The organism is Bifidobacterium mongoliense DSM 21395 (genome assembly GCF_000741285.1).
GTDB classification, from domain to species: Bacteria; Actinomycetota; Actinomycetes; order Actinomycetales; family Bifidobacteriaceae; genus Bifidobacterium; species Bifidobacterium mongoliense.
Genome location: NZ_JGZE01000020.1, coordinates 1 through 10,491 on the forward strand (window position 1 = coordinate 1; position 10,491 = coordinate 10,491).

Consider the following 10,491-nt stretch of genomic DNA (forward strand, 5'->3'; position numbering starts at 1 on the left):
GGCCGAAACCGYMACGCGCGTACAAGGCGAACTGATCCGCCGATCCAAGCCATTCGGGTCCGTGCACGCGTTGGAACAGGCCACGTTCCCATGGGTCTCCTGGTGGAACAGCCAACGTCTCCATGAAAGCCTCGGCTACCGGACACCATGCGAAGTCGAAACCCTGTATCATCAACGCCAGGCGATATCAATCGCCCCAAAAACCAACAAAACAGCGTGAACAAAAACCAGTCCACTTCAAATCAGAAACCACTGGGGCAGGATTGCAGAGGTCTCTGGGAAAAGGTTTTCGGGAAATGGCCATTGTGTCAAGAACGATAACTCATTATGTCTATGGAAAGTTCGGAACAGTGTTTCGATGTTGGCAGAGGATGAGTGAATGCCTGTGTAATTCGTCATCGGACATAGTCCGCTTCTCTGGGTATTGTCTGAACTGATTGCACCGCTATGGAGCCGTGTCATTCAAAGGATGAGGCATGGCTCCCGGGGTGTCTTCGCCAACCCGGATCCGGGTTGGGAAAGCTTACCTGAAGAGAGAACCGTATGACTATGTCCGATGGGTCATCGTACCCCCAGCAAACGTTCAATGCCACGCCGCAACAGGTGTATGCGATCTTGAAGAGCATGCTGTCACAGGATGCCGCATATCGTGTTGAATCGATTGACGATGCGAGGATGTCTATCGTCTTCGCGGTCCAGCAATCCGGTGAGCAGGGTGACGTTACGGTGTTCTTCGCTCCTGATGGCCGCGCCAATGTCCAGCTGATCCCACGGGACGCCGATCCCGTTCGTGGGCAACCGTTCGCTGCACGATTCTATGATGCCTTGAACGCCACATTCATGAGTAGGTCCGGTGGGCCGTCAGACATGCAGCAACAGCCGACGATGCCGGCGGCGCAAGGTGCGCCATCGCGGCAACAGAAATCCAGATTCTCGGTTCTGACGGTCTTTGCGCTTATCTTCGCGCTCGTCTTCCTGGTTCTGGCTGTGACCGTGAGGGCGTGGAACGTTACCGCGATCCTGGTGATGCTCGTGCCCTCGTTTCTTCTCGATGGTTTCTCGGTGTACAACACCCGCAGGAATGGTGGCAAGCGGGGCGGCCTCTTTGCCTGGATTGCCGTGGGCGTCACCGTCGTGGCGGTAATCGTATCGAGCATCTGGGCCTTCCGTCCGAAGCAAGAGGACACTGTAGCCGCCGAGCAGAAGGTGAGCTGCGGCGAGTATTTCTGGCCTGAAAGCGATGTGTCCGCAATGCTGAACAAGCCGCAATCACAATCAGGGGAAGTGGTGTGGGAGAACTCCAACGGCTTCTTCATGTACGTGTGTGACACCTCGCAGGCGCAATTTGACGCGTATGTCAAGGACGCCAGAGAGCAGGGATTCAAGGAAGACTACAAAAAGGGGACGGACTTCTACTACGCCACCGCTCCCAACGGGAACACACTGTCAATGAATTACAAGATCAATGGCAAGAACATCATGTCAATCAGGACCGAGGAGCCGGCAGCTACGTCAACGTCAACCGAAACGCCCAAGGCCTCCTCGACCTCACCGGCAACACAGAAACCCAACAGCGAATCAGCCCAGTCGGGGTCATCCTCGACGGACATACGCAAGGCGATAGACGATTACGAATCCTTCATGAACAAGTACGTGGACTTCATGAACAAATACCAGAGGGACGGCAGTCCGACATCGATGCTGAAGGACTACACGGAAATGATGCAGGAATACAGCACGATGTCCGAGAAATGGTCCACGCTCGACACCAGCACGATGTCGCAAGACGACATGAACTATTACACCGCAGCACTGAACCGCATCAACGCAAAACTCGAAACATTACAATGAAGCACAGTCAGTAGCCATAGTAGGGTGAGCTGGTCTCTGGCCCGCATGTACGCCGAATTGCTCTCCTCGCCCCACAGATAGGTAAGGCGGGCCTCATTCCATGCAGGCAGTCGCATGAGAGCCTGCATGGAATTCCACATGGCTGCTGTGTCCCCAGATGTTCAAGTGAGCTTTGCCATGCCGCCAAACGAGCGACCAGGTTCCATCCCCTATGGGGTCGACTCCGGAGCTGTCGTTTGTCATCCAGACACTCCCGGTGTCAACGAGCCGAGGTGAATCCGGCTGTTTGAGATACACCATACCGGCACTGCCGGCCATGCCAGCTGACTCCACCGAGACGACGATGTCACAGCCGGCGGCGCTGCGCGGAGCGAGCACATGACAGACGTCAGCGAACATGAGCGTGAACCCGGCGGTCAGCATGCCCAAGAGCACCGCCAGTGCCATGACCATACGTGTCAAGCCTCGCAGCACCTTGCTCCCCCGCACCAAGGCGGCATGATACTGGCCAACCTTCTCATCGGGCCGGTTTACAGACAGCGTCCACAGGACGATAAAGGCGATCCAACATGGAGCACCCACCGAGAGCGCAACGATGGTCAACAGCGTACGCGGGGTAACAACCAGACTCGCAAACAACAGCATAGGCTGATCCCATACGCTGGATCGCAGATGGGTAAGCGCCCACTGGTCGCCGAGCGGTATAAGCGGCACAGCGAAGCAGACGGCACCAATCCAACCAGACAGCTTACGCCAACGATCCATGAGCACCTCTCACCACCATGCGACCCGTCCGAGCATTGCACGACAGCAGGCCATCTTTCACATCCACAGCTACCATAATTCAGATAAGCAGTGTTTGCCCATCACGCATCCATGCAGTACCGCCACCGATTAGAACCTTGACGGCACGGACGTCAGACGCGACAATGGCCTGGAAACTGTACTCGACCAGTCCAGCAGGAAATTCGAGTTGCAAAGCGTCGGCATCATAGGCAAGAGCCAAGCACGGCAGGAAACCGGTGCGACATGGAACATGAAGCGGCAGAAACTCAGCAACCGGGGCACCACGCGACGGGACGAGTTGGCAATGACGAAAGCACAATAACTAGCTAGTTACATAACTACACAGTTATGTAACTACGTCACTATGTAGTTATGCTTTGATGTTGCTGTAGATGGTGTTCCGGCTCACCTGGTACTGGTCGGCGATCTCCTGCACGGTGAGGGTTCGGCTTTGATAGAGTTCGCGGATCCGTGTGCGCTGTCTCTCGGTGAGTTTGGATGGTCGGCCGCCCTTACGCCCCCTGGCCCTGGCTGCCTGCAATCCCGCGTTGGTGCGTTCCCGGATGAGGTCGCGCTCGAACTGCGCCATCGCGGCGAACACATTGAAGACCAGCACCCCGCCGGGCGTGGTGGTGTCCATGTTCTCCGTCAGGCTCCTGAACCCCACGCCCCTGGATTGCAGCAGGTTCATCAAGTCCACGAGGTTCTGCACGCTACGGCCGAGCCGGTCGAGCTTCCACACGACGAGCGTGTCCCCGTCGCGGATCACATCGAGCAGGCGGTCCAGTTCGGGCCGGTGCGCCTTCGCGCCCGACGCGTGATCGGTGAACAGCCGTTCGCAGCCGGCCTTGTCGAGCGCGTCGGTCTGCAAGGCCTCGTTCTGCTCCAGGGTGCTTACCCTGGCATAGCCGATGATCATGCCGGCTCCTTTCCTACAACAGTCCGTCGTGCGTGCCGGTGCGCGCGAGGGTGACATGCTCCCCCTCGACGCGGTACACCAGCAGCCAGTCGCCCTGTATGTGCAGTTCCCTGAACCCACGCAGGTTGCCCTTCAACTGATGATCCCTGTACCTGCCGGCCAGGAGCGTCCTGTCGTTGCGTCTGAGCACCGCCTGCACCTCGACGAGCAGTCCCATGTCATAATGCTTCTGCTTCAGCCGCTTCACGTCCCTGAGGAACGCCGGGTTGACGCTGATCTCACGCATCGGCGATCATATCCGCGAACGCGTCATCATCCTTGACCGGGATGCTCGGCTCGTCCATCGTGGACAGCACCGCGTTCTCGAAGGTCGCCGCCGCCGGCTGGAACGGCAGCCTGCGCTCATTGACGATCTGTTTGAGCATCATGTTCACCGCCGTGGTCAGATCAAGCCCCATGCCCTCCAGCAACTCAGTGGCCTGATCCTTCAACTCCTTGTTGCTGCGAACCTGCACCCGTGTATCCATCCTCATGACCGTTTCCTTCCAATGTCAAGATTGGTTATATTGTACTTCCATTGTACTTCCATTGGAATCACTCGTCAATCAGGGTGCCCTATGGGAAGAAACTCATCCTGCAACTGATGTTTCTATACATTGATTGTTACACGGATTTCTATACACGTTTTCGCATGGAAAACGGCCCGAAACGTCGAGCCGTGGGATTGTGTAGAAAACGGTCGATTTATAGACACTATTGCGATGAGCATGAATTTTCCCTATACTTGTCGGGTAGCATCCATGTGGATGAGCATTGATTATAAACGGCATTGCAACTGAACAGCGAAGTGATTATTGCAAGGAAAGTTCTGTACCGCTGCTCTTCTCGGACTGATTGGCAGCTAAGATATTTGCTCGCATCTAAGAAATTTCTCGTACTAGACAAGTTATTCCTATACCCGCTTTGCAATCGATCCTTCGCACTTATGAAGGGAAGCACATGACAGGTCTTAACACATTAGAACAATCCGACAATGACACAGCAGCTCGAGTAGCCAAAGATTATCCACCGCAGACCCAGAATCCTCCAGGAACGGTTGTTGCGATGACTCCGGAACCAGATCATGGCGAGTCAAGCTGGGTGGGAAGAAACCGGCTTGAAGGGATTCGAGCATTAATAACTGGTGGCGATTCCGGCATAGGGCGTGCAACTGCCATTGCCTTTGCCCGAGAGGGTGCGCATGTGGCAATTTCCTGTCTACCTTCTGAAGTGATTGATGCACAGCATACGCGTGAGATTGTCGATGTGGACAAGAGAGGGAGCTGTGAAATACTCGAGGCTGACATTCGCGACGAGCATATGGCACGTCGACTCGTGGATGATTCTGCCCGCACACTTGGCGGCCTTGACGTGTTAGTCAACAATGCAGGGACGCAACGAGGTCGTCGCGACAACGGTTTTGCCGATCTGACCACGGAAGAGATGCGTGATGTATTTGATACGAATCTGTTCGGCACTTTCTGGGTTACCCAACAGGCGCTGCATTACCTCAAGGCTGGATCAAGCATCATCAATGTCACATCCATACAGGCATACGAACCTTCAGGAAATCTGACAGATTATGCCGCGACCAAAGCAGCGCTGACAAACTTCACAGCAAACCTTGCTCAACAGTTGGGACCTCGCGGAATCCGCGTCAATGCAGTGGCGCCAGGTCCGATTTGGACTCCGCTAATCGCATCAACCATGCCTTCCGAACACATTCCCGATTTCGGCAAGAACACGCCCCTAGGAAGACCCGGACAGCCAGCGGAACTTGCTGGTGCTATGGTCTTCCTCGCAAATGATGCCGAAGCCTCCTACGTGAGCGGCACAGTCCTCGCAGTAACGGGCGGCAGACCAATCTTCTAGAGTGATGATTTGCATGGGTTCGGAGAGAATCTCAATTATTGCCATGCACCCGGCATATGCAACATTGAGCAGCATAAACAGGGGACTGTTCACAAGAGAACACATTAGCCGGATGCTGTAACGGACTAGACAGAAACATATATAAATACTAGGGAAAGTGGGAATCTGATGCCAAAGGCATGGAATAATGACGATGAAAAGCAATACCAGCATGTCAAGGATAGCGAACTTGACCGCGGTCATAGCAAGGACCGCGCCGAAGAGATAGCGGCCGCAACCGTCAACAAGCAGCGACACAAGGAAGGCCGCACCAAGGAGCAGCAGGAATCAGCCGACAAGCACTCAACAAAATAGACTCTGCTCTAGTTGCGTCTCGATATGTCCTCTCTTAGGAATGTGATAATTCCAAGAAGGCGCACGGGAATTAGAGCCGGGAAGAGACATCGGTACACGATGGCGCAAGTATCCGCAACCGAAACCATAGCCTCATGACTCAAGATAAGTAGAACTACGGAACGAATCGAGCCAGACTTTCACGAGGGACATCCACGGGTGTTTTCTATGCTTCGTACGCCATCCGATTTGGAGCATGGCTTCGAACAGCGCTCAGGATATCTATCCACGAACCCGAATGGCAACAGTCATCCCAGATCAACCTTCGCGTTTGGCTTGCTTTGAAGACAGGATTCGCATCCACAGTCCCGCGGAGGCGAATGATGAATTCAAGAGAAACGAACTGGCTCAATACATGTATTTTCATTTGCATGGTCAATATGATCTACAGGCATGGCAATCATCTGCGCTTAGAGGATCATACTGGAAATTCATCTACTAGCACATCGATGGGTGTCTTAGGCCACAAGAAACTTCTCGAATAGTAGGATGGTTCCTAATGGAAGGGAAGGGGGTGAGAAAGACTATGACCGAAGAAAACGGTGATTCAAGAGAGTCAGAGCAGAAAGCTCTGAAAATTAACGGCGTTCCAATCAATGATGCACCACAATCTTCCAATCCGGAAGCGAATGCGAGAGAGGTGCCAGATGAAGATCGCCATGGGCGGCAGAAGAAGCGCGATGCCTCCTCCACTGACGATTCCATCTAGGACGCTCTTCCTGCCCATCTCTCCCAGAAGAAGCGGCAGAACAGAATCGTCCTGCAAATAGCGAATAGCTGTTTATTATTGCAAAAATCACAAGCTGTAAGGGCCCACGGATTATGGGCATACCTCGCACACAGCTAGATTGCAGCTAGATAATGCGGCAATCACAGTGGATGATGCCGGGATTTTTGCGCAGTTTTGAAGTGGTGGGAACATAGCCCGTCCCATGTGTACGATTTTCAATCGCTGAAAGTGAAAACCGATTGGAAAGCAGGTACGGGCCATGCCCAAGCACATTTTACAGGTGAACCAACCCATGTTCGAGACCCAGCTGGACCGGATGGTGTCCGGGAAGGTCAACGAGATCCTCAACCGGATGCTGGATGCTGAGGCCGACGAGATCACGGGTGCCGCCCGCTATGAGCGCTCCGGTGGCAGGAAGGCGTATCGGGCCGGCCATTACGGGCGTGATCTGACGGTCAAGGCCGGCAAGCTGAGTGTCAGGGTGCCGAAGTTGAAGGGTGCCCTGTTCGAGTCGGCGGTGATCGAACGCTACCGGAGGCGGGAGGAGTCGGTCGAGGAAGCCTTGATTGACATGTATCTGGCGGGTGTCTCCACCAGGCGTGTCGATGACATCAGTCAGGCTCTGTGGGGTTCCCGGATGCCGTCGCAGACGCTGTCGGACCAGCTCAAACGCGTGTATGCGGATATCGACCGGTGGCGTAACACACCGTTGCAACAGCCCTACCCGTATGTGTTCATGGACGGTGTGTGGCACAAACGTTCGTTATTTGTACCAGCTTGCGCGCAATGGATTGTTCATGAAATTGGTTGTCACACATGTGAAATTGTCAACTCACCGTGCAGCGGTGGCACGGGCCGTTCGGATGATGCAACATGTGGCCTGTTAAGCGTGCGAAACTGCAGCCCAGTAACAGTATGGCCGCTGGAATCAACCAGCGGCCATACACATGAGCGGCCTTGTTGTGCATAGCTATCTGGCCAGCGCGAAAGCGATGCGCTTGCACCCATATGGCATGGACGCAAGCGCATCCTGATCAGAGGTTCAGATGCGTGTTGCCAACTGCGGGAAGGCGTGCAGTCCCGCATATTCGACGGAGTCGCCGAGCCGTTCCTCGATCCGCAGCAGCTGATTGTACTTCGCCACACGCTCGCCACGAGCCGGAGCGCCGGACTTGAGCTGCATGGCGTTGGTGCCGACTGCAAGGTCAGCGATGGTCGTATCCGGTGTTTCGCCGGAACGATGGGACACCATGGTGGTCAATCCGTTGCGATTGGCAAGCTTGATCGCCTCGAGGGTCTCGGTCACAGTTCCTATCTGATTGAGCTTGATGAGCGTGGAGTTGGCGGTGTGCTCACTGATCGCCCGGCGTAGGAACTTCGGGTTGGTCACGAAGATATCGTCTCCCATCACCTGCACTCTGTCGCCAATCTTGGAGGTGAGCGCCTTGAAATCATCCCATGCATTCTCATCGAATGGATCCTCGATGGAAGCAATGGGATACTCGTTAATCAGGCTCTCGTAGAATTGAGCCATGTCCTGTGCGCTGGCCTTGGAACCATCAAAGTTGTAGACGTCGTTCCCTTTGTCGTAGAACTCTGAGGCAGCGGAATCGAAGCAGATGGCAATCTGCCGACCTGGCTCATAGCCCGCCTTTTCGATGGCCTCGACCAGAAGGTCGAAGGCCTCCCTATTGGACTTGAGGTTCGGTGCGAAACCACCCTCGTCACCCAATCCGGTTTCCAACCCCTTCGCAATCAAGACTTTCTTCAAAGCATGATAGGACTCGACGTTGGCTCGCAGCGCCTCGTGATAGGAGTCAAACCCAACGGGTGTGAACATGAATTCCTGAATGTCCACGTTGGACGAGACGGCATGAACGCCGCCGTTGAGCACATTCATCGCCGTCACCGGGATGACGTGCCCATTGGTGCCACCAATGTACTGATAGAGCGGCAGATGCGCCGAGGCCGCCGAGGCATGCAGGGCAGCCAGCGATACGCCGAGTATGGCGTTGGCTCCGAGCCGAGACTTGTTCTCGGTTCCGTCCAGACGAATCAGCGTCTCATCGAGATGGCGCTGATCGGATGCATCGAGACCGGCAACCGCCTTGGCTATCTCACCGTTGACTCCGTCGACGACGGTTTGCACGCCTTTGCCGTCATATCGTTTCGCATCCCCATCACGTTTCTCGTTGGCCTCGTTCTCACCGGTCGAAGCACCGGATGGAACGGATCCAAGACCGTAAGAACCGTCCTCCAGTGTCATCTCGACTTCCAGAGTTGGATTGCCGCGCGAATCGAGAATCTCGCGTGCGTGAATATTCGAAATCTTGCTCATCATATGTTCCTTTATCTTGTGAAATTTTTTTCAAGGAGTTCACCGCCTCTATACGGTGACTTCCCGAGTCATTCATGAATTGAGACTATTTTCGGTTCGCTCTGTCGAATGCCTCAGCGATTTCCTGCTGCGCCGCTGGCAGATCAGCCCACGACAGATCGGAATCGACGTGCTTGCCTGGTTCTATCGACTTGTAGTTGGAAAAGAAATGCTTGATTTCGGCCTTCTTCCAATCACTGACATCGTCCAGACCCTGCACGCCCTCATATCGAATGTCGTCCGGCACACAGATAACCTTCGAATCAGGACCGTGCTCGTCGGTCATGACAAACAGCCCGATTGGCCGAGCATTGATCAGGCATCCCGGGAATACCGGTACCTCGTCGAGAACCAAGGCATCGAGGGGGTCGCCGTCTTCCCCCAGTGTCCCCTCGACATAGCCGTAATCGGCGGGATAGCCCATGGATGTGAACAGGGTGCGATCCAACTTGATCCTGCCTGTCTCATGGTCCATCTCATACTTGTTGCGCTCTCCCCGTGGTATCTCTACAAGGACGGACAAGGTTTTCGTTGCGCTCATATTCCTCCCATCGTTCTGGCGGAGATGTGGGAGATAAAAAAAACAGACCCCTGCATCTCTGCAGAAGTCATCAGCCTAACAGCGGTTCAGACGCTCATCACGACCGCGACAAACTATCTTGGGTAACTTCATACCCATGCTCACCAGTATAGCAGGCACGGTCAATCATCGTATTCGTCGGCGAGTGGAACGGTGAGAACGGCAATGTGCTGCGTGTGCGCCAGACGCACCGAAACCGACCCATTGACCCACTCCTGCAACGCAGCCAAGGCCCCACGCTCCCGGGTGCCCACCACAATCATCACGGCATCGTGCTCACGGGCGAACTCCGCAAGCTCCTTCACAGGGTCTCCCACCAGAAGATGGTAATCAGCATCAGCGCCTGCACCCCGGGCAATTTTGAGCGCATGCTCAGACAGTTGCTTCGAGTTGTCACGCTCGGTTACGCCCATGCTGTCGGGATCTAGGGGCTCGATATGCCCGTCTTCCTTGACAAGGGTGGGATCCACATAGACAAGATGAAGCTTGACAGGGGCCATTGATGCGGCCATCTCGCATGCCTTCTCGATCACCCTATCAGGCTGCCCGGGAATGATTCCGACGATAATGGACGATGGATGTGCGGTTGGATGTTGCATAACAGCCCTCCTGTTGCATGTCACATGGCAGGGGCTATCAGCATATGAGCAGTTCGAATCGTGAGATTCAGGCGGGCTCCATCACCTCGTTCAATAATAGCACGCAGCGCTAAAAATGGTGATGCCCCGTTGTCTAGATTGAAGTGCAACACCTTATACCATTGGAGATTGTCTAGGTTTCCGCGGGAGGAAGGTGTCGCACCCATGTCACGAGTGTATTCGCATATCGGTGAGGAGGAAAGGCAGGTCATCCAGATCCAGGTGGCAACGGCGCCACGGTCCGGGCGATCGGCCGCCATGCGTGGGCCGTAGCGCGTCGAGCTCAGCCGCGAGATCAGGCGCAAC

13 protein-coding genes, 1 pseudogene and 2 riboswitches are annotated in these 10,491 nt (G+C 54.9%); of the genes and pseudogenes, 7 read left to right on the forward strand and 7 right to left on the reverse strand.

The annotated features are described in order from the left end of the window. Positions 1–220 (forward strand): integrase core domain-containing protein (locus tag BMON_RS09695; RefSeq protein WP_156098634.1); only part of this gene is annotated, 220 nt, incomplete at its 5' end. Positions 221–543: 323 nt separating this feature from the next. Next, positions 544–1,851, forward strand: a complete 1,308-nt coding sequence (locus BMON_RS07365; RefSeq protein ID WP_033513695.1) for a DUF6591 domain-containing protein — start codon at positions 544–546, stop codon at positions 1,849–1,851. A gap of 93 nt (positions 1,852–1,944) precedes the next feature. On the opposite strand, the gene BMON_RS07370 is transcribed toward BMON_RS07365, so the two are convergent. Continuing rightward, entirely contained in the window at positions 1,945–2,496 is a 552-nt protein-coding gene (locus tag BMON_RS07370) for a hypothetical protein (RefSeq protein WP_152595824.1), read from the reverse strand. A 289-nt stretch (positions 2,497–2,785) separates the two neighbouring features. Here BMON_RS07370 and BMON_RS10715 point away from each other — a divergent pair, with 289 nt between their 5' ends. Further along, positions 2,786–2,959: a DUF4113 domain-containing protein gene (locus tag BMON_RS10715; protein WP_081882991.1), complete on the forward strand. Its 174-nt coding sequence runs from the start codon at positions 2,786–2,788 to the stop codon at positions 2,957–2,959. A gap of 48 nt (positions 2,960–3,007) precedes the next feature. On the opposite strand, the gene BMON_RS07375 is transcribed toward BMON_RS10715, so the two are convergent. From BMON_RS07375 to BMON_RS07385, 3 genes are read right to left on the reverse strand one after another with little or no spacing between them, the layout of a single operon-like run. Further along, positions 3,008–3,556: a recombinase family protein gene (locus BMON_RS07375; protein ID WP_033513692.1), complete on the reverse strand. Its 549-nt coding sequence runs from the start codon at positions 3,554–3,556 to the stop codon at positions 3,008–3,010. Positions 3,557–3,569: 13 nt separating this feature from the next. Then, on the reverse strand, positions 3,570–3,842 hold the full coding sequence (locus BMON_RS07380) for a type II toxin-antitoxin system RelE/ParE family toxin (protein WP_033513691.1): 273 nt from the start codon (positions 3,840–3,842) through the stop codon (positions 3,570–3,572). Then, entirely contained in the window at positions 3,835–4,089 is a 255-nt protein-coding gene (locus BMON_RS07385) for a type II toxin-antitoxin system RelB/DinJ family antitoxin (RefSeq protein WP_033513690.1), read from the reverse strand. Before BMON_RS07385 ends, BMON_RS07380 begins: the two co-directional genes overlap by 8 nt. Before the next feature lie 466 nt (positions 4,090–4,555). Here BMON_RS07385 and BMON_RS09705 point away from each other — a divergent pair, with 466 nt between their 5' ends. From BMON_RS09705 to BMON_RS07395, 4 genes and pseudogenes are all read left to right on the forward strand, one after another. After that, a complete protein-coding gene (locus BMON_RS09705) occupies positions 4,556–5,467 on the forward strand; it encodes an SDR family oxidoreductase (RefSeq protein ID WP_081882992.1) in 912 nt (303 codons plus the stop codon). Between the two features lie 168 nt (positions 5,468–5,635). Then, a complete protein-coding gene (locus BMON_RS09710; protein ID WP_202805464.1) occupies positions 5,636–5,821 on the forward strand; it encodes a hypothetical protein in 186 nt (61 codons plus the stop codon). Positions 5,822–6,386: 565 nt separating this feature from the next. Continuing rightward, on the forward strand, positions 6,387–6,569 hold the full coding sequence (locus BMON_RS10030) for a hypothetical protein (RefSeq protein WP_152595823.1): 183 nt from the start codon (positions 6,387–6,389) through the stop codon (positions 6,567–6,569). 280 nt (positions 6,570–6,849) lie between these two features. After that, positions 6,850–7,353 (forward strand): annotated as a pseudogene (locus BMON_RS07395) (IS256 family transposase); the annotation flags it as partial. A gap of 279 nt (positions 7,354–7,632) precedes the next feature. On the opposite strand, the gene eno reads toward BMON_RS07395, so the two are convergent. From eno to BMON_RS07410, 3 genes are all read right to left on the reverse strand, one after another. After that, on the reverse strand, positions 7,633–8,928 hold the full coding sequence (gene eno / locus BMON_RS07400; protein WP_033513697.1) for a phosphopyruvate hydratase: 1,296 nt from the start codon (positions 8,926–8,928) through the stop codon (positions 7,633–7,635). Between the two features lie 85 nt (positions 8,929–9,013). Next, entirely contained in the window at positions 9,014–9,508 is a 495-nt protein-coding gene (locus BMON_RS07405; protein WP_033513687.1) for an inorganic diphosphatase, read from the reverse strand. Between the two features lie 54 nt (positions 9,509–9,562). Continuing rightward, positions 9,563–9,653: riboswitch (Fluoride riboswitch) on the reverse strand. A 16-nt stretch (positions 9,654–9,669) separates the two neighbouring features. Continuing rightward, positions 9,670–10,146, reverse strand: a complete 477-nt coding sequence (locus BMON_RS07410; protein ID WP_033513685.1) for a universal stress protein — start codon at positions 10,144–10,146, stop codon at positions 9,670–9,672. Between the two features lie 21 nt (positions 10,147–10,167). Next, positions 10,168–10,241: riboswitch (Fluoride riboswitch) on the reverse strand. Positions 10,242–10,491: the final 250 nt, after the last annotated feature.

Bases quoted from the DNA above. Each gene is read 5' to 3' on its own strand.
- BMON_RS07410 (WP_033513685.1), bottom strand. From the start codon at position 10,146: ATGCAACATCCAACCGCACATCCATCGTCCATTATCGTCGGAATCATT.
- BMON_RS07365 (WP_033513695.1), top strand. From the start codon at position 544: ATGACTATGTCCGATGGGTCATCGTACCCCCAGCAAACGTTCAATGCC.
- BMON_RS10030 (WP_152595823.1), top strand. From the start codon at position 6,387: ATGACCGAAGAAAACGGTGATTCAAGAGAGTCAGAGCAGAAAGCTCTG.
- BMON_RS07370 (WP_152595824.1), bottom strand. From the start codon at position 2,496: ATGCTGTTGTTTGCGAGTCTGGTTGTTACCCCGCGTACGCTGTTGACC.
- eno (WP_033513697.1), bottom strand. From the start codon at position 8,928: ATGAGCAAGATTTCGAATATTCACGCACGCGAGATTCTCGATTCGCGC.
- BMON_RS07405 (WP_033513687.1), bottom strand. From the start codon at position 9,508: ATGAGCGCAACGAAAACCTTGTCCGTCCTTGTAGAGATACCACGGGGA.
- BMON_RS09710 (WP_202805464.1), top strand. From the start codon at position 5,636: ATGCCAAAGGCATGGAATAATGACGATGAAAAGCAATACCAGCATGTC.
- BMON_RS09705 (WP_081882992.1), top strand. From the start codon at position 4,556: ATGACAGGTCTTAACACATTAGAACAATCCGACAATGACACAGCAGCT.
- BMON_RS07385 (WP_033513690.1), bottom strand. From the start codon at position 4,089: ATGAGGATGGATACACGGGTGCAGGTTCGCAGCAACAAGGAGTTGAAG.
- BMON_RS07375 (WP_033513692.1), bottom strand. From the start codon at position 3,556: ATGATCATCGGCTATGCCAGGGTAAGCACCCTGGAGCAGAACGAGGCC.
- BMON_RS07380 (WP_033513691.1), bottom strand. From the start codon at position 3,842: ATGCGTGAGATCAGCGTCAACCCGGCGTTCCTCAGGGACGTGAAGCGG.